At 34.9% G+C, this 24,223-nt stretch carries 25 protein-coding genes; 15 read left to right on the forward strand and 10 right to left on the reverse strand.

Annotated elements, in window-relative coordinates; translation table 11 throughout:
* Positions 1-119: 119 nt before the first annotated feature.
* The 5 genes from glyA (at position 120) to MZO21_RS04700 (ending at position 5,109) form a co-directional block, all read left to right on the forward strand.
* Positions 120-1,373, forward strand: a complete 1,254-nt coding sequence (gene glyA / locus MZO21_RS04680; RefSeq protein WP_154772446.1) for a serine hydroxymethyltransferase — start codon at positions 120-122, stop codon at positions 1,371-1,373.
* A 160-nt stretch (positions 1,374-1,533) separates the two neighbouring features.
* A complete protein-coding gene (rnk, locus tag MZO21_RS04685; protein WP_248102821.1) occupies positions 1,534-1,938 on the forward strand; it encodes a nucleoside diphosphate kinase regulator in 405 nt (134 codons plus the stop codon).
* 169 nt (positions 1,939-2,107) lie between these two features.
* Complete coding sequence (locus MZO21_RS04690; RefSeq protein WP_248102818.1) at positions 2,108-2,899, forward strand: tellurium resistance protein; 792 nt, start codon at positions 2,108-2,110, stop codon at positions 2,897-2,899.
* Positions 2,900-2,914: 15 nt separating this feature from the next.
* Complete coding sequence (locus MZO21_RS04695; RefSeq protein WP_248102815.1) at positions 2,915-4,045, forward strand: toxic anion resistance protein; 1,131 nt, start codon at positions 2,915-2,917, stop codon at positions 4,043-4,045.
* Between the two features lie 155 nt (positions 4,046-4,200).
* A complete protein-coding gene (locus tag MZO21_RS04700) occupies positions 4,201-5,109 on the forward strand; it encodes a hypothetical protein (RefSeq protein WP_248102812.1) in 909 nt (302 codons plus the stop codon).
* 25 nt (positions 5,110-5,134) lie between these two features.
* Here the strand turns inward: MZO21_RS04700 and MZO21_RS04705 are convergent, their stop codons facing one another.
* Both MZO21_RS04705 and MZO21_RS04710 read right to left on the reverse strand, forming a co-directional pair.
* Positions 5,135-5,716 (reverse strand): DsbA family oxidoreductase, encoded by a 582-nt coding sequence (locus MZO21_RS04705; RefSeq protein ID WP_248102809.1) that lies wholly within the window; start codon positions 5,714-5,716, stop codon positions 5,135-5,137.
* A gap of 36 nt (positions 5,717-5,752) precedes the next feature.
* On the reverse strand, positions 5,753-6,664 hold the full coding sequence (locus MZO21_RS04710) for an NADP-dependent oxidoreductase (protein WP_248102806.1): 912 nt from the start codon (positions 6,662-6,664) through the stop codon (positions 5,753-5,755).
* Positions 6,665-6,878: 214 nt separating this feature from the next.
* Between MZO21_RS04710 and ahpF the strand changes: the two genes are divergently transcribed.
* Positions 6,879-8,444: an alkyl hydroperoxide reductase subunit F gene (ahpF, locus tag MZO21_RS04715; protein ID WP_248102803.1), complete on the forward strand. Its 1,566-nt coding sequence runs from the start codon at positions 6,879-6,881 to the stop codon at positions 8,442-8,444.
* A 243-nt stretch (positions 8,445-8,687) separates the two neighbouring features.
* Here the strand turns inward: ahpF and MZO21_RS04720 are convergent, their stop codons facing one another.
* From MZO21_RS04720 to MZO21_RS04730, 3 genes are all read right to left on the reverse strand, one after another.
* The gene (locus MZO21_RS04720) at positions 8,688-8,945 is read right to left on the reverse strand and encodes a YfhL family 4Fe-4S dicluster ferredoxin (RefSeq protein WP_154772438.1); all 258 of its coding nucleotides are present in this window, start codon (positions 8,943-8,945) and stop codon (positions 8,688-8,690) included.
* Between the two features lie 9 nt (positions 8,946-8,954).
* Positions 8,955-10,364 (reverse strand): tRNA 5-hydroxyuridine modification protein YegQ, encoded by a 1,410-nt coding sequence (gene yegQ / locus MZO21_RS04725; RefSeq protein WP_248102800.1) that lies wholly within the window; start codon positions 10,362-10,364, stop codon positions 8,955-8,957.
* An 80-nt stretch (positions 10,365-10,444) separates the two neighbouring features.
* The gene (locus MZO21_RS04730; RefSeq protein WP_248102797.1) at positions 10,445-10,861 is read right to left on the reverse strand and encodes a Cd(II)/Pb(II)-responsive transcriptional regulator; all 417 of its coding nucleotides are present in this window, start codon (positions 10,859-10,861) and stop codon (positions 10,445-10,447) included.
* Between the two features lie 77 nt (positions 10,862-10,938).
* Between MZO21_RS04730 and MZO21_RS04735 the strand changes: the two genes are divergently transcribed.
* Complete coding sequence (locus tag MZO21_RS04735; RefSeq protein ID WP_248102794.1) at positions 10,939-11,574, forward strand: cation transporter; 636 nt, start codon at positions 10,939-10,941, stop codon at positions 11,572-11,574.
* Positions 11,575-11,620: 46 nt separating this feature from the next.
* Here MZO21_RS04735 and MZO21_RS04740 read toward each other — a convergent pair whose 3' ends face one another.
* On the reverse strand, positions 11,621-12,406 hold the full coding sequence (locus tag MZO21_RS04740; protein WP_248102792.1) for a DUF2071 domain-containing protein: 786 nt from the start codon (positions 12,404-12,406) through the stop codon (positions 11,621-11,623).
* 109 nt (positions 12,407-12,515) lie between these two features.
* On the reverse strand, positions 12,516-13,295 hold the full coding sequence (locus tag MZO21_RS04745) for a ferredoxin--NADP reductase (RefSeq protein WP_154772433.1): 780 nt from the start codon (positions 13,293-13,295) through the stop codon (positions 12,516-12,518).
* A gap of 104 nt (positions 13,296-13,399) precedes the next feature.
* Here MZO21_RS04745 and tsaA point away from each other — a divergent pair, with 104 nt between their 5' ends.
* The 7 genes from tsaA (at position 13,400) to MZO21_RS04780 (ending at position 19,887) form a co-directional block, all read left to right on the forward strand.
* On the forward strand, positions 13,400-14,107 hold the full coding sequence (gene tsaA / locus MZO21_RS04750; protein ID WP_248102789.1) for a tRNA (N6-threonylcarbamoyladenosine(37)-N6)-methyltransferase TrmO: 708 nt from the start codon (positions 13,400-13,402) through the stop codon (positions 14,105-14,107).
* A 182-nt stretch (positions 14,108-14,289) separates the two neighbouring features.
* Positions 14,290-14,901 carry a hypothetical protein gene (locus MZO21_RS04755; RefSeq protein ID WP_248102786.1) on the forward strand — a complete coding sequence of 204 codons (612 nt, stop codon included), beginning with the start codon at positions 14,290-14,292 and terminating at the stop codon, positions 14,899-14,901.
* 44 nt (positions 14,902-14,945) lie between these two features.
* Positions 14,946-15,464 carry a hypothetical protein gene (locus MZO21_RS04760; RefSeq protein ID WP_248102783.1) on the forward strand — a complete coding sequence of 173 codons (519 nt, stop codon included), beginning with the start codon at positions 14,946-14,948 and terminating at the stop codon, positions 15,462-15,464.
* 92 nt (positions 15,465-15,556) lie between these two features.
* A complete protein-coding gene (locus MZO21_RS04765; protein WP_248102781.1) occupies positions 15,557-17,314 on the forward strand; it encodes a GspE/PulE family protein in 1,758 nt (585 codons plus the stop codon).
* An 84-nt stretch (positions 17,315-17,398) separates the two neighbouring features.
* Positions 17,399-17,752 (forward strand): NirD/YgiW/YdeI family stress tolerance protein, encoded by a 354-nt coding sequence (locus tag MZO21_RS04770; RefSeq protein ID WP_248102778.1) that lies wholly within the window; start codon positions 17,399-17,401, stop codon positions 17,750-17,752.
* A gap of 127 nt (positions 17,753-17,879) precedes the next feature.
* Positions 17,880-18,542 carry a response regulator transcription factor gene (locus MZO21_RS04775; protein ID WP_248102775.1) on the forward strand — a complete coding sequence of 221 codons (663 nt, stop codon included), beginning with the start codon at positions 17,880-17,882 and terminating at the stop codon, positions 18,540-18,542.
* A 13-nt stretch (positions 18,543-18,555) separates the two neighbouring features.
* Positions 18,556-19,887: a sensor histidine kinase gene (locus MZO21_RS04780; protein WP_248102830.1), complete on the forward strand. Its 1,332-nt coding sequence runs from the start codon at positions 18,556-18,558 to the stop codon at positions 19,885-19,887.
* Positions 19,888-19,965: 78 nt separating this feature from the next.
* On the opposite strand, the gene hemP is transcribed toward MZO21_RS04780, so the two are convergent.
* Complete coding sequence (gene hemP / locus MZO21_RS04785; protein ID WP_152875135.1) at positions 19,966-20,133, reverse strand: hemin uptake protein HemP; 168 nt, start codon at positions 20,131-20,133, stop codon at positions 19,966-19,968.
* Between the two features lie 143 nt (positions 20,134-20,276).
* On the opposite strand from hemP, the gene MZO21_RS04790 reads away from it, so the two are divergent.
* Positions 20,277-21,182, forward strand: coding sequence for an NUDIX domain-containing protein (locus MZO21_RS04790; RefSeq protein ID WP_248102772.1), 906 nt, complete (start codon positions 20,277-20,279; stop codon positions 21,180-21,182).
* Positions 21,183-21,227: 45 nt separating this feature from the next.
* On the opposite strand, the gene MZO21_RS04795 is transcribed toward MZO21_RS04790, so the two are convergent.
* Entirely contained in the window at positions 21,228-21,776 is a 549-nt protein-coding gene (locus MZO21_RS04795) for a tetratricopeptide repeat protein (RefSeq protein ID WP_248102769.1), read from the reverse strand.
* Between the two features lie 13 nt (positions 21,777-21,789).
* Positions 21,790-24,177, reverse strand: coding sequence for a penicillin-binding protein 1B (gene mrcB / locus MZO21_RS04800; protein WP_248102766.1), 2,388 nt, complete (start codon positions 24,175-24,177; stop codon positions 21,790-21,792).
* Positions 24,178-24,223: the final 46 nt, after the last annotated feature.

Here is a 24,223-nt window from a genome sequence, read left to right on the forward strand (position 1 = left end):
CATGCATAAATTTTATGTAAAAGTGAGCAAACTTCATTCTCTAAATTTATAAACTTCATGTTACACTATGCGCCAATCTTAGCACGGCTTAAAAGCCCTAATTTAATAGGACCTCGCTAATGTTTGCCAATATCTCAGTTGCTGAATTTGATCCAGAAATCGCGAAAGCTATTACTCAAGAAGATGCTCGCCAAGAAGCGCACATCGAGTTAATTGCTTCAGAAAACTATTGCTCACCAGCAGTAATGGAAGCTCAAGGATCAAAACTTACTAACAAATATGCAGAAGGCTACCCAGGCAAACGCTACTATGGCGGTTGTGAATACGTAGACGTAATCGAACAATTGGCAATTGACCGTGCTAAAGAACTCTTTGGTGCAGACTACGCTAACGTTCAACCACATGCTGGTTCTCAAGCGAACTCGGCTGTTTACTTAGCACTTCTTAACCCAGGCGATACAGTTTTGGGTATGAGCCTTGCTCACGGTGGTCACTTGACTCACGGTGCAAAAGTAAGCTTCTCTGGTAAAACTTACAACGCTATTCAATACGGTTTAAACCCAGAAACTGGTGAAATCGATTACGAAGAAGTTGAACGTTTAGCTGTAGAACACAAGCCACGTATGATCGTTGCTGGTTTCTCTGCGTACAGCCAAATTGTAGATTGGCAGCGTTTCCGTGATATCGCGGACAAAGTTGGCGCTTACCTATTTGTAGATATGGCTCACGTTGCTGGTTTAGTTGCTGCTGGCGTTTACCCAAGCCCAGTTCAAATTGCTGACGTAACAACAACTACGACTCACAAAACACTTCGTGGTCCACGTTCTGGTTTAATCCTTGCAAAAGCAAATGAAGAAATCGAGAAAAAATTACAGTCTGCTGTATTCCCAGGTAACCAAGGTGGTCCATTAGTACACGCTGTTGCTGCTAAAGCTATTTGTTTTAAAGAAGCTATGGCTCCTGAATACAAAGCTTACCAACAACAAGTTGTTATTAATGCTCAAGCTATGGCTGAAGTATTAATTGCACGTGGTTACGAAGTTGTTTCTGGTGGTACTAAAAACCATTTATTCCTATTGTCTTTAATTAAACAAGACATTACAGGTAAAGAAGCTGATGCTTGGTTAGGTGCTGCTCACATTACTGTGAACAAAAACTCTGTACCAAACGATCCACGTTCTCCGTTTGTTACTTCTGGTATCCGTATTGGTACACCTGCTGTGACAACTCGTGGTTTTGGTGAAGCAGAAGTACGTGACCTTGCAGGTTGGATCGCTGACATCTTAGATGCGAAAGGCGACGAAGCTGTTATTAACGCTGTTAAAGCGAAAGTTGAAACTGTTTGCGCTAAATTCCCTGTTTACGCTAAATAAGTTCTACTTGAGAAAAGCCCCCTCAAGGGGGCTTTTTTTATAGCTATTAAAAATGAAAAGTTAACTAATCTTTTTTATTTCTGTTATAAAAGAATGAGAAATAAAAATAATTTTATTGGCTGTGCAAACTAAGCTTTATAAAAGTATAGGAACAAATTTAATGTCAAAACCAAATATTATTCTTTCAGAACAAGATTTGCATCGTTTAGAAACAATGCTTGAGCATCAGACAGTTTTAACTCCAACTATGAAACATTTGGAAGATGAATTAGCACGTGCAGAAGTTGTTGCACCTAATGATGTACCGACAAATGTTGTAAGTATGAATGCTAAGGTGCTTATTACACTTGCTCCTTCTAAAGAATCTTCAGAAGTAACTTTGGTTTACCCACATGACTTTAAAGGCGAAAAGGGGCAGGTGAATGTTGTTGCACCTGTAGGCGCTGCAATTTTAGGATTATCTGAGGGGCAAGAAATTGAATGGCCTCAACCAGATGGTCATATTATGAAAGTAAAAATTGAGAAAGTGCTTTATCAACCAGAGCGTGAAGGTAATTACTTATAATTCATGCGTTGTTGAAACTAATTAGCCATGAAAGATCATGGCTTTTTTATGTGAATGATTTATGTAATAAAACTATGAAGTTAAATAGACTTTTTAATTGCAAAACTTCAACAAAATCATAAGATAGATTCAGTACTATAAAATAATGTATTTATGAGCATTTTAAATAATGTCACAAATTGAGCATCTTGTTCCGTTAAAGGAAATGATCGTTGATCGAAATGAAGTGTTATCGATTAAACGCGATGATTTAGTGCCATTATTAAATGATCAATATAAGTTAAATCATTATGCAGACTCGATTATTCAAGCACAGGCTTTATTATTAGATGGTGTAGATCCTTATTTAACTTTGAAATTAAGCCAAACAATTGAACAGTTAATTCAAGCGTTAGCCAAGTCTCAAAAATATTTGAAAAAGCGTAAATTTAATAAAGTACAAAAATGGCTAGGAATAGATATTGAATATGGTTCAAGCCAAATTGAGTACTATAAAAACTTAAATGAATTGTTAGATCGAGCAGATGATTTAAGCCAAAAATTGCAAATTGAAATCCAAAAATCACAGGCGCGTTTTAAGCAGCTTATTAGTTTACGTTCGAAAATGTTTCAATATATTGTGTCTGCGGAAGAGTTTCTTTTGGAATATCCAAGTTTTGTGAAAGACATTCATCCTTTAGATCAATTTTCTGAAAGATTATCCAAGAAAATTAATACCTTGTATACACTGCAAGCCAGTAATGATATTGCAATTACACAAATGCAATTATCACAACAACTTTCATTTGGCTTGTTAGATCGTTTTAAAGAAGCGCAACAAGTTTTAATTCCTGCATGGCAATATCATGTTAAACAGAGTCGACAAAGTAATTCGACAGTAGAGCTTGAAAAGCTTGATAATAGTCGTGAAACTTTGATTAGAAATTTAAAAAAATCACTAGAGAAGCCCTCTAATTCATAAGCTTATAGGTGAAATATGACAAATTCTGAAAATCATGTTGTTGTAGAAACTTCGATTGAACAAGTAGAGCAAAAGTTTCAGCAATTGAATTTGCAAGAAATTGGCTTACAAGCATCAGATTTTAATGAAGTGCTTGCTGCACAAAAAGAGCTTTCAGATTTAAGTCATAATTCTGTTGCTGAATATGGAAAAAATATCGCGAGTAAAACATCAATCTATACAGATGAACTGTTGAGCCTTGTTCAAAATAAAGACTTAGATGAAACAGGGCAAAAGTTGAATCAAGTAGTACAAGTTGCACAGCAATTAAATACATCGAGTATTTTAAATAAGTCTAAGGATTCTGGTTTTTTATCCAATATTTTTAATAAATTAAAAGGTGCTAAGCAAAATTTTGATCACCAATTTAATAATACTAAAGAGCAAATTGATGTTTTGGTGAAAGAGATTGAAAACTCACAAAATGGCTTAAAAGCACGTGTAAGCACTTTAGATAAAATGTTTGAAGGTGTGCAAGATGAATATAAACAGCTTGGTATTTATATAGCTGCTGGAAAATTAAAAGAGCAAGAGCTTCAACAGGAAATTGCTGTTTTAACCAATCAAACTCCAGACCAAACCACCACACAAAAGATCTACGATTTGAATCATATTGCGAATAACTTAGAAAAGCGTGTGAGTGATTTAAAAGTTTTACAACAATCTGCAATGCAAACTTTGCCGATGATTCGTATTATTCAGTCGAACAATTTAATGTTAGTCGATAAGTTTTATGCCATAAAAAATATTACTTTGCCTGCTTGGAAAAACCAAATAAGTTTGGCTATTTCTTTACAAGAGCAAAAAAATAGCGTTCAACTGGCAAATACAATTGATGATGCAACCAATGATTTGTTAAAGCGCAATGCAGATTTATTGCATCAAAACTCGGTAGATACAGCAAAAGCGAATCAACGTTCAGTGATAGATATTGAAACACTTGAACACGTGCAAAATACCCTCATTAAAACGGTTAATGATGTGATTCAAATTCAGAAGGAAGGTGTAAAAAAACGTGAAGAAGCAAGTGATCGTTTACGTACTTTACAGAATAATTTGAATCAATTGGTTCTTGAGTCTAGTTCGAGTGAATCTAGAAAATCTTAAAATTCGCTGCTTAAAATTTTCTTCAAAACTTAGTTTTAGTACAGAAATTTTATAGATTAAGTTAGATATCTTTCATCATTCTTGGCACTTATTTATCTATTTCTTATATAAAAAAGTAAGTTGATTACGGATCTTTTTCACTTTAGGAGTTTAATTTGTCTCCCTTAGATGAATATACATTAAGTCAGCAACAAATTGAGCAAGGTGTTGTTGTACTTAAAAAAAGACACAGAAATTTGATGTTATTAGCAATGACAACATCAACTGTTTTTGTCGCATCTGTTTTATCTATATTTATTCAACATGATCTTATTTACAGCTTTTTCGGTTTATCTACTGAAGTAAAACAACTTCATATTGTTCCAAGTTTAAATGTAAATGTTGATCAACCTGCAGATTATTTTTTAAGTCTTTTATCTTGGTTTGGCTGGTTTATATTAAAGATATTTGTCTCGTTTATAGGAGCATTTTTTGTTATTCGTTTTTTAAAGAAAATTAAATATTTTTATATTCGTTTTCAATCATTTGTACTGAGGTTTGTTGGCTGGCTTATTGCATTTATTTTGCTTTGGTCTAGCTTAACTTATGTTCAATATGATGGTGGCGATAAAAAAGCCCATGTGATTGAAAAATTAGTGAAATATGAAAGTAATATTCAAGAAAGTGAGATTGCACAATATTTGAAAAATAATGATATTGCGAAACCAATTCAGGATTATCTATTGGCTCAAACAGCTTTATTGCATAAGCCTGCTGATAAGGCGTTGGCAATGGTATTTACTCAGAGATTAGTAAATGCAGAAAAAAATGATGTGAAATTTTTAGAATACGGTTTTCAGCCTGAACAAATTTGGATTTTGCAAAATCAACTTTATGGAAAAAGCATTACTTTGTTTGCGAAAAATGTTGATAAGCAAGCAACTCATGCAGAATTAATTTCTAAATATGCACAAATTCTGATTTATGCTGTCATCGTGCTTTCATTTATAGTGAGTTTGTTTTTGTTTGTTTTGGCATCCAACTTGAAAAAAAGAGCCATAAGAATTGAACAACGAATATTCTAAAAAAAGCCCCTTTCGGGGCATTTTATTAACTTGATTTCAGCAAGTTTTGTAAGTCACAGAAAGATCCATTATGTTCATAAATTTCACCATCCACCAAATAGTAGGGTGTAGGATGAGTCGGTAAAGACATAATACGCTTATGTATATTCTCAAGTTGTTGCGTAGTATCTTTTATTTTTATATTTCTCATAATTTTAGTGGAGTCTAAACCCACTCCTTCAATAATTGCATTCATAATTTTAGGATTCGAAATATCTGATCCTTTAGTAAATATGGCGTGAAATATTGCTTGCGTAAGGGAGAATTGATCGAAGCGATGATCTACAGCCAAAATTGCTTGATGAGCAAGCGTGCTATTTGGCATATGTTTCATATGATCTAGGTCAATCACTAAATCTTGTTCATATGCAGCAAACTTCACTTGATCAAGCTTCTTATACGCTGCTTCTGTCCCATATTTATCTTTCAAATATTGAAGAATGTCTAAGCTGTCATTTGAAATTTCAGGCACCATTTTTACAGGTACTAATTCAACATGATGAATATTGGGTTCATCCCAAGTTTTTTTAAGCTGTTGAAATGCGATATAACTAAAAGGGTAGACCACATCAAATACAAATTAAATTTTCATAATAGCTATCCTTTAAATTACGATTACAAGTTTGCCAGATACATGACCTGTTTCACTTTTTATGTGTGCAGCTGCAATATCATTAAAGTCATAAACCTGATCAATTATTGGTTTAATTTTTCTTAATTCAATAAGCTGATTTACTTCTGTTGATGATTTACCTTGCACGCCACGCATAAAGTTAAATTTCTTATTTGGTGATGGGGTAAATTGTACGCTTTCATCTGAAACAAGTGTAACGAGTGTTCCATTTTCTTTTAGTAATTCCCAAGAATCGATTTGAGTTTGACCGCCAACACTATCTAAAATAAGGTCAAAGTTTTTTTCTAATGTGGTAATAGATGTTGCACGATAATCAATGATTTCATCTGCACCTAATTGCTTTGCTAAATGAATATTAGATGTGGAAACAGTTGTTGTTACATGAGCGCCAAAGTATTTTGCAATTTGAATGGCTGCTGTACCAACACCTCCAGCACCAGCATGAATCAGTACTTTCTGATTTTTTTGAATATTTCCCATAGTTTTGAGTGCTGAATAAGCAACTTGAGAGCCACTTGGTAAGCTTGCAGCTTCAGAAAAGTTTAAAAATGCAGGAATAATTTGAGTTTTATCAGCATCCATACTTACATATTCTGCATACGCATGTTGTGTGCGTCCATAAACGTTATCACCAACTTTAATATGCTTAACATCATCGGAAACTTTCATGACAATGCCTGACACCTCTGAACCTAAAATAAAGGGTAGTGGTAGAGGAATAAAAGCTTTCATTGCTCCGCTACGTAATTTCCAATCTATAGGGTTAATACCAAAGGCTTTAACTTGAACAAGAATTTGTCCTGCATTAATCGTAGGTATTTTCACGTCTTTTATTTCTAATACATTTGCTTTGCCATACTGACTAAATTGAATAGCTTTCATATTTTAAAGTTCATTAAATTATTTGAATTTACTTTAGCGCGAGAGTTTCTTTGAATACAGGCTGCTAAGTGCAAAGGACTGTTGCAAAAATGAAGTTATTATATTGATTTGCAAAAACGATTATGTTTATAAAAACAAACTGTTTCCTCAATTTAATGGTTTGTTCTATGATTCTCTCATCAAATAAACATTTACTCCTTTGGAGACGTTAGCAATGTTAGATCAAAATACTTCAGCTCAATTAAAAACACTTCTTGAACGCCTTGAAAGCCCAATTGAAATTGTTGCAACTTTAAATGGTTCTGATAAATCAGACAAAATTAAAGAGCTTGTTTCAGAAATTGCAGAGCTTTCTAATTTAGTCACTGCTCGTTTTGACGGTACTAACTCTCGTGCGCCAAGTTTTGGTATTGCAAAAGTAGGTGAACAACCACGTGTAAACTTCGCAGGTTTACCAATGGGTCATGAGTTCACATCTTTGATTCTGGCATTGTTACAAGTTTCAGGTTATGCACCAAAAGTATCTGATGAAGTGCTTGCTCAAATTAAAGCTTTAAACCTTAAAGCGGACTTTGACGTATTTGTATCTTTAAGCTGTCATAACTGCCCTGACGTTGTTCAAGCATTAAACTTAATTGCGATTAACAACCCTGGCACAACAGCAACCATGATTGATGGTGCATTCTTCCAAGAAGAAGTTGAAGAACGCAAAATTATGGCTGTTCCAATGTTATTCCAAAATGGTGAGCACATTGGTCAAGGTCGTATGACTTTGGAAGAAATCATCGCAAAACTTGATACAAACTCTGCTGCAAAAGATGCCGAGAAGTTAAATGCTAAAGAAGCATTTGATGTATTGGTGATTGGTGGTGGTCCTGCAGGTAATACATCTGCTATCTATGCAGCACGTAAAGGGATTAAAACAGGTATCGTAGCTGAACGCATGGGCGGTCAGGTCATGGATACCATGGATATTGAAAACTTTACTTCTATCCAAAAAACACAAGGTCCTAAGTTTGCTGCTGAAATGGAAGCACATGTACGTGAGTACGGTGTAGACATTATGAATTTGCAACGTGTATCTGACATTAAAGGTGCAGATGCAACAGCAAATGGGCTTGTTGAAGTGACTTTAGAAAATGGTGCAAAACTAGAATCTAAAACTGTCATTCTTTCAACAGGTGCGCGCTGGAGAGAAATGAACGTTCCGGGTGAACAAGAATACCGTACACGTGGTGTTGCATACTGCCCACACTGTGATGGCCCATTGTTTAAAGGCAAGCGTGTTGCAGTGATCGGTGGTGGTAACTCTGGTGTAGAAGCAGCAATTGACCTTGCAGGTATTGTTGAGCATGTAACGCTTGTTGAGTTTGATACAAAACTTCGTGCTGACCAAGTACTTCAAGACAAATTGAACAGCTTGCCAAACACAACTGTTATTAAAAATGCGTTATCTACAGAAGTGGTTGGTGATGGTTCACAAGTAACTGCGCTTAAATACAAAGACCGCGCAACCGATGTTGAACACACTGTCGAACTTGCAGGAATCTTTGTACAAATTGGTTTATTACCAAATACAGATTTCTTAAAAGCAACAGATGTTGAACTTTCAAACCGCGGTGAGATTGTAATTAATGACCGCAATGAAACCAATGTAAAAGGTGTATTTGCAGCGGGTGACTGTACAACAGTTCCTTACAAGCAAATCATTATTGCGACAGGTGAAGGTGCTAAAGCTTCGCTATCTGCTTTTGATTATATTATTCGTAGTGGTAGTTAAGTTTAAATTGAAAGAGGTGAAAGCGTCCCCAAACACTTTCACCTCTAAACTGATACATATATTGTTCTTTTTGGGAACTTTGGATGCTAACACCAAAGTTCCCTTTTTTTATTTTAAGTTAAAAATTCAAGGTGTCCCCAAGCACCTTGAATTTATCCCTTAATATCGTTTTATTATTTTTGTTTTTTTCTTTTCCCCCTGGTTATAATTTCTTAAATAGCAATATATGTGCCATTTCATCTTTTATTGTGTACTGAATAAATTCAGCGCTTTAAACTTTGTTTTTAGCTGTTCTTGAGTTTCTATATGTTCAGGATGCGGAATAATGCATTCGATAGGGCATACAGAAACACAAGTTTGATGATCATAAAAACCAACACATTCAGTGCAACGATCTACATCAATTTCATAGACCTTTGAACCTTCATAAATTGCATCATTTGGACATTCGGGTAAGCACATGTCGCAGTTAATGCATTTGTCAGTAATGAGCAATGCCATTTTAAAATCCTAAACCGCTTGATAAGCCAAAGACGACGCTGAAATATCAGCAGTAGAATTTGGTAAGTTGCGAATAAGTAAAGCAAAGTTCATATCTACATCAGCAGGAACAGGAATATCTACGATATGACCTGAACCTTTGGCATCTTCAATTGAATTACCTTTTTTATCTTTAATTTCTGTTAAAGTGAATGTGATATTTCCAGAAGTTGTCATAAGCTCTAATGAGTCACCCACAACAAAGCGATTTTTCACATCAATTTTAATGTAGTCACCGTTACGTTCTAAAACTTCACCACAGAAAATTTGATGATCGAAAACTGAAGAACCTGTTTCATAGTTTTGATATTCACTATGTACATGACGACGTAAGAAACCTTCGGTATAGCCACGGTTTGCTAAGCCTTCAAGTTGTGTCATTAACGCAGGGTCAAACTCTTTGCCTTGTAGGGCATCATCAATTGCTTTGCGATAAATTTGTGCAGTACGTGCACAGTAGAAGTACGATTTAGTACGACCTTCAATTTTTAATGAGTGAATGCCCATTTTTGTTAAACGGTCTACATGTTGTACTGCGCGTAAATCTTTTGAGTTCATGAAGTAAGTGCCGTGTTCATCTTCTTCTGCGGCAAACATATCTTCTTCATTGCGTTGTAAAAGCACAGGCTCATTAAATTGGTTTGGTTCAAGCATATGTTGTTCGTCAGCATCTACTTGTAAACCTGAACAACCACAACCAGAGTTTTCATCTAATTGTTTTACAGGAATCACATCGCCTGTTTCATCCTCGACAGCATCGTGAATTTTGTATTCCCAACGACATGCATTGGTACATGCACCTTGGTTGGCATCACGTTTATTCATGTAGCCTGAAAGTAGGCAACGACCTGAATATGCCATACATAACGCACCATGTACGAAAACTTCAATTTCCATATCTGGTACATTATTTTTAATTTCTTCAATTTCATCTATAGATAATTCACGTGACAAAATTACACGTGTTAAACCCATATTTTTCCAAAACTTAACTGTTGCCCAGTTTACAGCATTGGCTTGAACAGAAAGGTGGATATCAATATTTGGGAAGTTTTCACGCACCATCATAATCAGACCAGGGTCAGACATAATGAGCGCATCTGGGTTCATTGCAATAACAGGTTCTAAGTCACGAATGAAGTTTTTTAGTTTTGAGTTATGCGGTTGAATGTTTACAACAACATAGAATTTTTTGCCCAGTTCATGCGCTTCTTTAATACCAATTGCTAAATTGTCATGATCAAAAGCATTATTTCGAACACGTAAACTGTATCGAGGTTGTCCTGCATAAACCGCATCTGCACCATATGCAAAAGCGTAACGCATATTTTTAAGTGAACCAGCAGGAGAAAGTAATTCAGTAACGTGGGAAATAGTCATGTCTAAATAGGCATAAAAAATATATGGCTTAATTGTAAGAACTAAAAAAAAAGATTCAACCTAGTAAATTGGTCAACTTTTTAAGAAGATTTAGCCTCAAGTTGCTTCAAAATTTGACAATCATCAATGCGAGAATCTGTATTGCAAGTAGAACGAAGCTCAACAAGTTGAGTTTGGAATTTTTTTAATTCATTAATTTTATCAGTTACTTGTTGGATATGGTCGTCAATAAGTTTATTCACAGCACTACAACTTTGTGCAGGATTTTGCTCAAGTTCTAATAAGTATGTAATTTCATTTAATGAGATTTCTAGCGCACGGCAACGCTTAATAAATATTAATTTATTTAATGTTTTTTCATCGTAATAGCGATAGTTGTTTGAACCACGAAAAGTTGGCTGTAATAAATTCTTCTTTTCGTAAAAACGAATGGTGTCTGTGCTTAAACCTGTTTTTAAAGATAAATCTTTAATGAGGTAATTTTTTTGTATTTTCATGCTTGACCTTGGAGTTACTCCATAGTTTTCAATAAGCATAATATAAATTGAATGATAAGTTCATAGAGGTTATGTAAATGGCATGTTCTTGTAGTAGTGTACCTGAACCCCAAAAGCCAAATAGCAAATTTCGTACAGCTTTATGGATTGCTTTAATTATTAATGCTGCGATGTTTATTGTTGAATTGATTGGTGGTGCTTATGCACATTCATCTTCACTTTGGGCAGATTCATTAGACTTCTTTGGTGATGCTGTTAATTATGGTGTTTCGCTTGCGGTATTAAGTGCAAGTTTATATTGGCGCGCAACAGTAGCTTTAGCAAAAGGTATTGTAATGGCAACCTTTGGCTTTGTTGTAATTGGCAAAGTTATTTATGCCTATGTGCAGGGAATTCCACCTGAAGCAATTACCATGGGTGCAATTGGTATTCTTGCCTTAATTGCCAATGTCATTTCAGCAGCAGTTCTATATGCGTTTAGAGATGGCGATTCGAATATGCAATCGGTTTGGTTGTGTAGTCGTAACGATGCAATTGGTAATGTTGCGGTAATTTTGGCGGCTGTTGGTGTGTTTGGTACAGGAAGTATGTTACCAGATTTAATTGTGGCAATGATTATGGCTGGACTTGGTTTAGTTGCAGGTTATCAAGTGATTCAACGTGCTCGATTAGAACGTCAGCAAAATAAAATTGTAGATGTTTGTTCAAATTGAAAATGATTCAAAATAAAAAACCGAGCTAAGATGCTCGGTTTTTTAATTATAAAACGGTAGGTGGAAGATAAATCGTAAATTCATTTATAGGTTCAATTAATACGCTATAAGGTTTAAGTTGATCTTCAAAACTGACCAATCCCATACGTTCCAATAATTCAAATTTTGCATGCACAAGTTTCGCAGGTTTAGGCTTTAAACGATCATGCCAAACTCTATAAGTGCCTAACTTTCCATCTAAGCGATAGTAAAAACCAGCAAGAGGATGAGTTAAAAAAACTTGATAAGTTTCTTGATTGGGAAAGCCTTCAAATTGCCATGAATCTGTTTCTGATTGTTCTAAGTGAACTTCAGATGCAGCCCAATCGCTTAAAGTTTTCATTTTATATTGTGAGTAAAAGCCTTCTTTATTTTGAATGCAATCGAAGTTAATAGATGCTTTGTGCCAAGGTAATTGCCATATATGACGTGGGACAGCAACTGTCCATGAATCTAACGTTGTACCAAGAAACCAAACACAACGCTCTTGAGTTGTTTGATCTATCACATAAACACGATAGTTGGTTTGCCCCATAGTAAAATTTGGAAAAGGATAAACTGCCGAAGTAAAGTCTATATCTATAAACGGTACAACAGACATGAGTGCACAAGTTTTACCTTGATATTCAATCGTATCTAATTTAAAGCGTTTAGGAATAATATTTTCAAAACGAATAGGGTCAATTGCATAGGTAATTAAAGCAAAATGTTGAAGGCTACATTTCACATCTATGCCTTTAGGTTTTGGACGTGGGTGTAAATAATGCTCAAAACTAAGATTTGGAAATGTCATAAAGTTTTATATTCGTTCTATTTGTGCATTTTCTATTCTATGTAAAAACAGAAATATCGTCCAATAAAAAACCGAAGCTTAAGCTTCGGTTTTTAGATTCTAAAGAATCTTATTTTTCAACGAATGCACGTTCAATTACGTAATCGCCTAAAACACCCATTTTCGGTGATTCCTTAAGACCATGTTGGTCAAGAAGTGCAGCAACATCGTCAAGGAATGCAGGGCTACCACAAAGCATTGCACGGTCAGTTTCAGGGTTGAAACGTGGTAAACCAATTTTCTCGAACAAGTCACCAGTTTCAATAGCTGTAGTTACACGGCCTTGAGTGTGGAAATCTTCACGAGTAACAGTTGGGTAGTACACTAATTTTTCTTTAGCGCCTAACTCACCAAAAAATTCATGGTTTGGAATTTCGTTTTCAATTAAGTCTTGGTAAGCTAATTCTGAAACATAACGAGTACCATGAACAACGATAATTTTTTCAAAACGTTCGTAAGTTTCAGGGTCGCGAATTGTAGAAAGGAACGGTGCAAGACCAGTACCCGAAGAAAGAAGGTACAAGTTTTTACCAGGGTTTAAGTCATCTAGAACTAAAGTACCTGTAGGTTTTTTAGAAACTAAGATTTCATCGCCCACTTTAACTTTTTGTAAAATAGAAGTTAAAGGACCATCTGGCACTTTAATAGAGAAGAATTCTAGTTCTTCTTCATAGTTGGCACTAGCAATAGAATAAGCACGCATTAAAGGCTTGCCATTTACTTCAAGACCAATCATGACAAATTGTCCGTTTTTAAAACGTAGCGCGACATCACGAGTCGTTTTAAAAGAGAATAAAGTGTCATTCCAGTGGTGGACGTGAGTAATCTTTTCGACGTTGAAAGCAGCCATTAAAGGTCTCAATAATTATCAAATTAGAACAGCTTGCTATTCTAATCTAAAATGATTCTCGATAAACTGAATATATTTAATTGAGCTTATCAGAAAAAGTGATTATGACCGATCTTAAAATGCCAATTATTGGTTATATGAAGTCTCCCTACACAGAAAAATTTGGTATTCCACGTCAGCCAAACTTGGTAAAAATTGAATCTTATATAGAAATGATTGCGCCTTATAATGATTTATTGGCATTTGAAGGTATAGAAGATTTTAGTCATCTTTGGCTGATTTGGCAGTTTCATGATAATAAAAATCAACAAGATAGCGATAAGTTTAGATCGCAGGTACGTCCACCACGTTTAGGTGGAAATAAAAAAATTGGCGTGTTCGCAACACGAAGTATGTATAGACCATCTCCAATGGGCTTATCTGTAGTAAAGCTAAATAAAGTTGAAAAAGTAGGGAAGTCTGTTCGTGTATATGTGACAGGAAGTGATTTATTAAATGAGACACCTATTTTAGATATTAAGCCTTATATTCAATATTCAGATGCAGTTTTAGATGCAAAAAGTGGTTATGCGCAAGATGAACCTATTCGAAAGCAGGTTATTTGGAATGATGATGCTCAAATCCAACAACAAAATTTACTTAAGAAAAATAAAATTACATCGCAATTAATTGATGAATTAGAACAGGTTTTAAGTTTAGACCCAAGACCTGCTTATCAAGATGATGTAGAACGCATTTATAAAATGAAATTTGCAGAATTTGATGTGCAATTTAAGGTGATTGAAAACGCAATTTATATTTTAGAACTGTGAACTAATATACATAAAAAGTCCGTGAATATTCTGTTTTTATTGTATTAATTGCTATTCTAAATAAAACAATCTAAATTTTATACATGACAATAATTAATAAAATTACGGACTTACTCAGGTATAAAAAAATTATATTAAGTTTTACCTTAGGGGCGATATTTCCATATATCGCGCATGCAAATGTGAATAGTGAAAATATTATTGAAGTTGGTGAATCATGTGATACACAATCTATTGTAGATGCAATTCGTTGTGGTCAAGTCACAGGCAAATTTCATACCTTATATTATTCAACGCATAATGCTTATTTTGTGGAGGATTTGAATCAAGATACTGTGACAGCAGGAGGATATCTAAAATTTGAAACTGCGCCATTTTATGGACTCACTGCGGGAGTAAGTTATGCAGGTCAGCGCCGTTTGGACGATCGACATTCTGATAATGATGAAGTGACCGAGCTAAAAAATAATAAAGATGGTTTAGCTGAAGCGTATATAAATTGGAATAAAGATGCTTGGAAAATAAAAGTTGGTCAGCAACATTTAGATGTACCATTTTTAGGGAATTATGACTGGCGTATTATGCCGCCACTATTTCGTGCCGTAGATATTCAATATGGTTCACAAAATGATTATGTACGATTTACGGGTGCAGATCATTTTAAAAGTTATGCGGATGATCAATTTACAAAAACTTCAAGATATTCAAATGTTGAAACAGATGGTGTGTGGTCTATTGGTATTGCCAAAATTACGATGATTATAATTACCTTACTTATTTTGAAAGTCATTTAAAATTAAATGAACAGCGTTTTACTCCAAGTTTAGGCGTACAAATTATGTATGCTAAAGGTGATGGTCAAGCCCTAAAACAAGCATCAAATCTGGTAGAAAATCATAAGGTCGATCATCAAGGAGTTGGTGCACTTCTTAGCTTAAATCCTAAAGAAAATATCACCGTCAAAGCGGGTTATAATTACATTAAAGAAAACAAAGATAGTTATATGAATGGTGCATTATTTACGCCTTATATGATTTATACATCTTCGGGTCCATATTTTGCACAACCATTTTTTACAAGTACTCAAGACTTAGGTTCAGGGCATGCGTATATGGTTTCTATTGAGGGTTCTTTAAATGAACAAACATATATTGGCGCAAATTATTCATTTATGGATTTAAAAGAATCATCAGATGTGAAGTCATTGAATCAATCTGAATACGTGATTTATGGTTTTTATAATTTCAAAGGAGCAATGAAGGGGTGGAGTTTGGCTAATTTCTTTGGTGTTGTTACATCACCAAGAGAAGATAAGGTGTTTTTGCAAAACAGATTTGGAGTTAAGTATATTTTTTAACAAAATAAAAAGTTAAAAGAAAAATACCGTTAGAAGCTTATTAAACACTTTTAATAATTTGTTATAGTGATATCAGTTTTGGGGAAAACGCTATGACATTTAACTTTGAAATTGATACGACTTGGTGTTTAGAACAATTATTAAAAGATGGACGTATTACAGAACGTGATCGAGGTTTAATTCAAACTACACATCGCCAAAGAGATCAATTGAAATGGCATGCTTTACAATGGATTGCGAATTTTAATTTAATAGATCAAGCACATCCGCAATCTACTTTAACGCTTAATCGTTTATGTCAGTGGCTGTCTGAAAAATCTAAATTACCTTTTTATATTATTGATCCGCTCAAAGCAGATGTAACTGCTTTAACAGGCGTAATGTCACAAGAGTTTGCATTACGTAACCGTATTTTGGCTGTGGAAATTACCCCAACTGAAGTTCTTATTGCAACCGATCAACCGTTTCAAAAAGAATGGATTGCCAATTTAGAAAGCAGTTTATCGCCAAAGCAAATTAAGCGTGTGTTGTTAAATCCAGAACAATTACAACGTTATATTATTGAATATTATCAAGTTAGTCGTGCTGTTACAGGTTCGCAGAAATCTTCAGCTTATGAGCGTGATAACAAAGGTGTAGAAGCTCTTTTACAGTTGGGTGATACGCAAACGCCAGATGCAAATGATCAACACATCGTAAAATTGGTCGATTGGGTTTTACAGTTTGCTTTTGAACAAGGCACGAGTGATATTCACTTGGAGCCACGAAAAGGCGAAGGGAAAATCCGTTTTCGTATAGATGGTGTGTTACATACCGTTTATAACATGCCTGCAAATACGCTTATGGCGGTTATTTCACGAATTAAAATTTTGGGTAGAATGAACGTTGCCGAAAAGCGTAAACCGCAAGATGGACGTTTAAAAACACGTACGCCAAAAGGGCAAGAAACAGAATTGCGTTTAGCAACACTGCCTACAGCATTTGGTGAAAAGTTGGTTATGCGTATTTTTGATCCAGATGTTTTGGTTCGTAATTTCCAACAACTTGGTTTTGAAGGGCATTTACTTGAAAGTTGGAAAGCTCTAACGAGTCATAGTCATGGCATTATTTTAGTAACAGGGCCAACGGGGTCGGGTAAAACCACTACGTTATATTCGTCTTTAAAACAGCTTGCAACCGAGCAAGTCAATGTATGTACCATTGAAGATCCAATTGAAATGTTAGAGCCTAGCTTTAACCAAATGCAGGTAAATGCAGGTATCGATTTGGGTTTCGCAGATGGTGTACGTGCTTTAATGCGTCAAGATCCAGACATTATTATGGTTGGTGAAATACGTGACAATGATACTGCAAATATGGCAATTCAAGCAGCTTTGACGGGGCATTTGGTTTTATCTACATTACATACTAACGATGCACCATCAAGCTTAACGCGTTTGCACGATTTGGGAGTTCAGCCATTTTTAACGGCAGCGACGATTTTAGGTGTTTTAGCACAACGTTTAGTTCGAACGCTTTGCCCGCATTGTAAAACTGAAACTTTTATTAATGAGCAAGAATGGAAACATCTTGTGGCAGACTATTCTATTGCTATGCCCGAATTTGTGTTTAAAGCTGTAGGATGTGAAGAATGTCGTCATACAGGTTATAAAGGTCGTGTGGGTATTTATGAATTTTTGCCTTTAAGTTTGGATATGAAGCATTTAATAGGCACAAATTCGGCTTTAAATGATGTGCGCGCTCAGGCGAAAAAAGAAGGTATTGAACCTTTACGTGTAGCAGGCGCACGAAAAGTAATGTCGGGCTTAACAACTTTAGAAGAAGTACTTCGAGTTGTGCCATTAAGTTAAAAATATTTTTTATCTTAAGATTCACCTCATATTTGTTTGTTTTAATAACTTCATCGAATAGACACAACAACTTAGAGGTTTAAGATGAAAACATTAACGAAAACAATTTTAATGGTTGCTGCAATGGGTACTGCTTCAGTTGCAATGGCAAATACAGTAAATGAGCAAGCAATTCATAAAGTTGTTACTGTAAAACAAGCATTAAACATGAAAGATGATGCGAATGTTCAACTAAAAGGCTATGTAGTTAAATCTGTTGGTGATGAAAAATACGAATTTCGTGATCAAACAGGTTCTATTACAGTAGATATTGATGATGAACTTTGGATGGGTAAAGCAATTTCTGCAAAAACACCTGTTGTAATTATTGGTGAAGTAGATATTGATTACAAACCAATGAAACGTGTTGAAATTGATGTTGATGCTGTGAAATTTTAATTTTTAAGCGATAAACAAATTTCATTTATAAAAAACCACATGAATTCATGTGGTTTTTTCATATAAGCTGTACCAATAAATACATCAGCACATTTGTTTTGCTTAAAAGACTTATATAGGAAAATTTATGCGAATTTTATTGGCAGAAGATGATCATTCACAAGCTGAAAGCATAAAATCTTGGCTCGAAATGGATGGCTATACCGTAGATTGGGTAGAGCGAGGAGATCATGCAATTTTAGCAATTGAACAACATGAATATGATTGTTTATTGTTAGATCGAGGTTTGCCTAAAGCAACAGGTGATGAAATTCTAAAAGTCACTCGCCAAAATAAAATGAATATTCCTGTGATTTTTTTAACAGCAAAAGACAGCATTCAAGATAGAGTAGATGGATTAGATTTGGGTGCAAATGACTATTTGGTGAAACCATTTAGCTTAGAAGAATTGTCTGCACGTGTACGAAGCCAATTACGCCAAAAACAAACTGTTGCAACATCTACAATAGGGTTTGCAAACTTAGTTCTAGACGTACAAGCAAAGCAATTAAAACAAGATAATAATGTGGTCGATTTAACTGCCAAAGAATTTCAAATTTTAAATAAGCTTATGCAAAATCCATCGCATATTGTGACCAGAGAACAATTAGAAGAATCTATATATGCATGGGGAGATGAAATTGAAAGTAATGCAATTGAAGTATTTATCTATCAAATTCGTAAAAAAATTGGCAGCCATTATATAAAAACGGTACGAGGTTTAGGCTATAGAATGAATCAGGATTTATAAAATGAAAAATGTGATGCGAACTGTTTCGTTGCAAAAAAAATTAGTCAAAAGTTCAATTTGGGGCTCAATTTTTGCGGGACTTATCGCATTTATTTTATTGCTTGGTATTTCTATTTATCAAACCATGAGCGTGCAAGATGAGCTTATGGATGAAATTTCCGATATGCTTTTAATTGCTGATATTTCAAGTGTTTCAGGTTCACAATTAGATGAATTGAGTGAAGAGTTTGAAATACAATATCAATTAAATTATAACAATCAGATATTAACGCATTCGGAAGATTTTCAATCTATATTCATAACGCTAATAGAAAATAATAAAAACAAAGAAGGCTATAGTTTTATTTGGCACGACAATCAACTGTGGCGTACATATATTCAAACCAATGATGAAATGCTGAGTTTTATCGTTCAGCCTATAAAATATCGTGTGAAAGATTTAATGAATACTTTCGCAATTTATTTTGGCATTCTGTTATTACTGTGGGCTATTCAGTGGTTATTTATTCACTTCACGGTAAAACATCAATTCAAGCGTTTTAATTTGTTAGCTAAACAAATTGCTGAAAAAAGTGCAGATGATTTAGCGCCAATACAACATCAAGCAGTAGAGTTTCAAGAATTACAGCCTATGATTCATCAGCTTAATGAGTTATTGGCAAGGCTAGAACATTCTTTAGAAGCAGAACAACGTTTTACCGCAGATGCTTCTCATGAGTTGCGTTCGCCGTTGTCTGCCATTCAAATGCGTTTGCAACTTTTAACGCGAAAATATGCATCAAATGAAATATTGAACAAAGATTTAAAACAAATTCAACAAGATGTGAGTCGAGGTACTTTGGTTTTAGAAAATTTACTTTTACTTGCTCGTTTAGATCCAAGAAAGACGAATGATTTGCCTAAATCAAAAATAGATTTAGAAGCGCTTATTCAAGATGTAATAAGTGCGCTTAAACCTTTTGTAGATGAAAAGCAGATCAATATTAAAATGAGTGTTGCTCAAGATGTATGTATTCATGTGAATAAAGAACTTATTTTCACCTGTATTCGAAATATTTTAGACAATGCGATTCGTTATATTTCCATGAATGGTGAAATATATATTCAGGTACTTAAGCAAAGTCATCAAACTGAAATTGTAATTACAGATAATGGTAATAATGTCACGGATGAAACAATTGCACGTTTGGGTGAGCGCTTTTATAGAGCGTTAGGTACTAAAACGACGGGTTCGGGTTTAGGTATTTCAATTTGTCAGAAAATTATTGAATTACATCATGGTCAGTTGAGTTTTTCGAAAAGTGAACAAGGCGGTTTGATTGTGAAAATATCTCTGCCAAATTAAATTTTTATTTAAATAAAAAAGCAGTATGCGCTGATTCATACTGCTTGTTCCCACGCTTATTATTATATTTAGTGTTTTTTATTTTGTGAGAATTAGACGGTTATTGCGTGTTAAGCGTAAGCGGTATTCTTCACCTGCATGCATAATTCTAATTTCACGACCTAAAGAAAATAAGTTATTTGAATGTAGCATTGGTAGTGAGTGAGCAGTTTCGTTACGAGTGAATAAGCTAAAAGGTGCGTTCATTTTTCTAAACTCCAAGGTGTGTGGTGAACGTTTTAAATGATAATCATTATCGAATAGGCCTGTCAATGACTTATTTAAAAAATGTTCGAAATACTACAAATCGCTTACACTTTATCACCTGAATTATGGAAAAGGATAAATTCATGTCAAAGCCAAATTTGAATGTTGCAATTGGTCTTCTTGTTCATCAAAACCGTATATTGGTGGGATGGAGAGAGGAGAATCAACATCAAGGAAATAAGCATGAATTTCCAGGTGGGAAAGTAGAAACAGGCGAAACACCAGTTGAAGCATGTCGCCGTGAAATATATGAAGAAGTTGGGCTGAATATAGATTTAGATCATTGGAAAAAGTTTGATGTTATTCGTCATGAGTATGATGATGTTATTGTTCAGCTTCATTTTTTTATAGCGCATGTATCTAATGGAGATAGCCAAAAGGTAGTTGCACCGTGGAAATGGATTGCACGAGATCAGTTACTTCAATTAAATTTTCCAAAAGCAAATACAAGTATTGTGAAACGTTTATATTGGCAGCGTTTAATTAAAATTAGTCATGATTTGTCTTGTTTGAATCATATTTCAGATGATCGATTATTATATTGGCGTATTGCAGAATCTGAATTTTCACATGAAGAATTTTCACAATATAGCATCGAAAAATTATCCAAAATTATTGTGAATATTAATATTTTTAATCGGTTAGGCGAGTTGCAAAAAAATGCAATTCAAACCATTCATTTGAAGCAAGATCAACTTTTAAAGCTCGGTAGAAATCAATTAGATTCATCTAAAAGATATATCGCTGCTTGTCATAATTTAGAAGCTTTAAAACATGCAGAGAAAATTGGCTGTGAAGCTGCTTTTTTAAGCCCTGTATTGGCAACAGAAACACATCCTGATGCACAAGGATTAGGGTGGGAAAACTTTGCTGAAATAACATTACAAGCGAATTTGGTGGTATTCGCTTTAGGTGGTGTTTCACCAGAACTGTTGAATGATGCAAAAAATAATCATGCATACGGTGTTGCAGGTATTCGAAGTTTTTAACCTAAATTTATAGCAAATAACTTTGATTTAAAAATGCATTAAAGTCTAAAGTGACTTTAATGCATTTTTTGATTCAGCAACAGATTTTGCATTATTTTGCTTTTGTGCAGCACGCTGAATGGTAAGCCAAAGTTGGCGTTTCATTGTGTTGGTTTGTGCAAAACTTAAACCGCGTCTAGCCAATGATTCTGCATTTTTGGCATTGTTTTTTTGTAATGCAACGAGTGATAAATACAAATATGTATCGGCAGATTGTGGTGCAAGGCGTTGCGCTTGAAGAATAAGGCCTTCAGCTTTATCGAATTGACCTGCGTTATAGCTAGTTTTCGCTTGGCTCATAAGATTTTTATAAGCAGGTAGTGATTCACCATCTTCTAGCTTTTGCTTTGTAGTAGAAGAAGGAGCGGTGTGTAATTTTTCACGTTTTATTTCATCTAGCTCGTAAGTCTTAATTACGACACCATTAGCATTTCTAATTTCTTTTGCTTGAGGTTTAGTTGTTGAATCTGTTTTTTTAGAATCAGACTTCATTGGCAGGTTTTGACAACTCACCAAACCAAGAATCATGCATGTTGAAAGTACAATTTTATACATTGAATACAATCCTTTAATTTGTAAATTCACCGCTAGAAATTACACGTCCGCCATTTTCATCTAAGCTGTCGCTTTCACGAATTAAGTTTTCTATGCTGTCAGTAGGTTCAGCATTTTCATCGCTAGTTGATGCATTTGGATCGTAAGTTGCTTCAGGATCGTAAAATGGCAAGCCACATTCAGTTGCTTGAGTTGGTGATTTAGTACGAAGTACAGGAACCTGTATTGAGCCTTCGCAATAAGGCGCAGATAAGAAGCCTGAATAACGATCTAGCCATAACCATTGAACATCATCAGGTTGGCGTAAATTCACAGGTTTTTGGCGTAACTGTTTCATTACATTTGACCAAACAGGGAGCGCACCAGATGAGCCTGTCAATCCTGTAATTGCATTGTCATCTAAACCTAACCAAACAACAGTCGCATAATTACCTGAATAGCCTGCAAACCAAGAATCACGAGTATCGTTTGTAGTACCAGATTTCCCTGCAAGCTTTAAATTAGGCGATAAAGATGCATTCGCAGAACGACCTGTACCTGAAGCAATCACTTGTTGTAAACCGTAATTAATCATATAAGCAGACGAAGGATTCATCGTTTGTTGAACTGTGAGGCTATAACGATCTAATACACGACCTTTTGCATCTACAACTGTACGAATAGACTTCACCGGATATTGGAAGCCACCTGTAGCAAAGTTATTGTAAATACCAAGTACTTCAAGTGGAGATAAATCTACAGCACCTAAGAATGTAGAAGGGTAGCTAGGAATTTTATTACCATCGATACCAAACTTCATTAATTGGTTGCGGAAGCTACTTACACCAAATTCTTGACCTAAACGAACGGCAGATAAGTTATATGAGTTTGCAAGTGCTTGAATCATAGGTACCACGCCATGTTCACCGCCACTGTAGTTTTTAGGTGTCCAGTTTTTACCGTTTGAAGGAATGCTAATGTAGCTGTCTTCAATTTGAGATGCCCAGTTATATCGACCTGAATCTAAAGCATTTAAATAAATAACAGGTTTAAGTAATGAACCGACTTGGCGTTTTGCATCTAATGCGCGGTTAAAGCCTGTGAAATCTTGAGTAGAACCTACAGCGGCAACAAGCTCTCCATTTTCAGGATGAGTAATGACCACAGCACCTTGTAAATCTTTTAAGCGTTTAGGATTTCTATTCACTAAACTTGAAACTGAAGATTTAAACGCATTTTGAACATTGGTTTGTGCAACAGGATCAAGCGTTGTAAAAATACGTAGACCTTGATTTGTTAAATCACTTTCTTGATATTCTGCACGTAATTGACGACGCACAATATCCATGAAATCTGGGAAGCGAGAAGGCCCTAAAGTTGGTTTATCAATAACATTGAGTGGACGAGCAACTTCAGTTTCATATTGCGCTTCAGTTAAATAACCCATAACAAGCATATTATTTAACACAATATTACGACGTTTAAGTGCACCTTCTGGGTTTCTCCAAGGATTGAATAAACTTGGACCTTGAACCAAACCAACTAAATACGCTTGTTGAGCAATATTTAATTCACGAAGAGGCATACCAAAATAGAACTGCGATGCCAAACCGTAACCATTAATAGAATAGTTACCATTTTGACCTAAATGTACTTCATTTAAATATGCTTCTAAAATTTCACTTTTTTCATAGTGAAGTTCAATCAGCATTGCCATGAAAGCTTCGTTTACTTTACGTTTTAAAGTTCTTTCAGGTGTTAAATAAAAGTTTTTAACCAATTGCTGAGTAAGTGTTGAACCACCTTGACGCTTACCACCAGTTACATTACTTACAAGCGCGCGCGCTGTACCACGAATAGAAATACCATGATGGCTATAGAAGTTACGATCTTCCGTTGCAATTAAGGCTTCAATAAGTGGTTTAGGTACTTTATCGAGTTTAATAAGAACACGGTCTTCATTATGCTGAGGATAAATACCGCCAATAAGCATTGGTTCTAAACGTGCAATACCTGTTGAAGATGGCTTTGTCGCACTTACTTCTGAAATTGCATTATTGTTAAATGTAACTTTTAAAATTTGTTCAGGTTCAACGCTATCGCCAAAATCGAAGCCGCGCGTATGCACATAAACAGAATTACCTGAAGTCGTATAATTTCCAGTTTTTGTATAATTATCTGAGCTTTTATAACCAAGGAAATTCAATTCTTGAATAAGGTCTGACTGGCTCACAGGCGCATTGCTATAGATTTCTAAAGGACGAGCAAAAACCTTTGCAGGAATGTCCCATCGATTACCTTCAAATTTGTCACGAACAATATTATCCATGCGAATTAAGTAGATACTAAATGCTACAAATAAGCCGATAACAACAATACAAAAAAGAAGGGCAAATATGCCAATGCCACGTTCAGACTTCATATATCAGAATAAAATATTAGTAAATTACGCTAATCATGCGAAGCTT

Origin of the sequence: Acinetobacter portensis (genome assembly GCF_023158935.1) — a bacterium.
Taxonomy (GTDB): Bacteria; Pseudomonadota; Gammaproteobacteria; order Pseudomonadales; family Moraxellaceae; genus Acinetobacter; species Acinetobacter faecalis.

Bases quoted from the DNA above. Each gene is read 5' to 3' on its own strand.
- MZO21_RS04730 (WP_248102797.1), bottom strand. From the start codon at position 10,861: ATGAAAATACAAAAAAATTACCTCATTAAAGATTTATCTTTAAAAACA.
- MZO21_RS04735 (WP_248102794.1), top strand. From the start codon at position 10,939: ATGGCATGTTCTTGTAGTAGTGTACCTGAACCCCAAAAGCCAAATAGC.
- MZO21_RS04710 (WP_248102806.1), bottom strand. From the start codon at position 6,664: ATGAAAGCTATTCAATTTAGTCAGTATGGCAAAGCAAATGTATTAGAA.
- MZO21_RS04770 (WP_248102778.1), top strand. From the start codon at position 17,399: ATGAAAACATTAACGAAAACAATTTTAATGGTTGCTGCAATGGGTACT.
- tsaA (WP_248102789.1), top strand. From the start codon at position 13,400: ATGACCGATCTTAAAATGCCAATTATTGGTTATATGAAGTCTCCCTAC.
- glyA (WP_154772446.1), top strand. From the start codon at position 120: ATGTTTGCCAATATCTCAGTTGCTGAATTTGATCCAGAAATCGCGAAA.
- MZO21_RS04765 (WP_248102781.1), top strand. From the start codon at position 15,557: ATGACATTTAACTTTGAAATTGATACGACTTGGTGTTTAGAACAATTA.
- MZO21_RS04740 (WP_248102792.1), bottom strand. From the start codon at position 12,406: ATGACATTTCCAAATCTTAGTTTTGAGCATTATTTACACCCACGTCCA.
- MZO21_RS04745 (WP_154772433.1), bottom strand. From the start codon at position 13,295: ATGGCTGCTTTCAACGTCGAAAAGATTACTCACGTCCACCACTGGAAT.
- MZO21_RS04775 (WP_248102775.1), top strand. From the start codon at position 17,880: ATGCGAATTTTATTGGCAGAAGATGATCATTCACAAGCTGAAAGCATA.
- yegQ (WP_248102800.1), bottom strand. From the start codon at position 10,364: ATGACTATTTCCCACGTTACTGAATTACTTTCTCCTGCTGGTTCACTT.
- rnk (WP_248102821.1), top strand. From the start codon at position 1,534: ATGTCAAAACCAAATATTATTCTTTCAGAACAAGATTTGCATCGTTTA.
- hemP (WP_152875135.1), bottom strand. From the start codon at position 20,133: ATGAACGCACCTTTTAGCTTATTCACTCGTAACGAAACTGCTCACTCA.
- MZO21_RS04720 (WP_154772438.1), bottom strand. From the start codon at position 8,945: ATGGCATTGCTCATTACTGACAAATGCATTAACTGCGACATGTGCTTA.
- MZO21_RS04695 (WP_248102815.1), top strand. From the start codon at position 2,915: ATGACAAATTCTGAAAATCATGTTGTTGTAGAAACTTCGATTGAACAA.
- MZO21_RS04760 (WP_248102783.1), top strand. From the start codon at position 14,946: ATGTATGCTAAAGGTGATGGTCAAGCCCTAAAACAAGCATCAAATCTG.
- MZO21_RS04780 (WP_248102830.1), top strand. From the start codon at position 18,556: ATGCGAACTGTTTCGTTGCAAAAAAAATTAGTCAAAAGTTCAATTTGG.
- ahpF (WP_248102803.1), top strand. From the start codon at position 6,879: ATGTTAGATCAAAATACTTCAGCTCAATTAAAAACACTTCTTGAACGC.
- MZO21_RS04690 (WP_248102818.1), top strand. From the start codon at position 2,108: ATGTCACAAATTGAGCATCTTGTTCCGTTAAAGGAAATGATCGTTGAT.
- MZO21_RS04795 (WP_248102769.1), bottom strand. From the start codon at position 21,776: ATGTATAAAATTGTACTTTCAACATGCATGATTCTTGGTTTGGTGAGT.
- MZO21_RS04790 (WP_248102772.1), top strand. From the start codon at position 20,277: ATGTCAAAGCCAAATTTGAATGTTGCAATTGGTCTTCTTGTTCATCAA.
- mrcB (WP_248102766.1), bottom strand. From the start codon at position 24,177: ATGAAGTCTGAACGTGGCATTGGCATATTTGCCCTTCTTTTTTGTATT.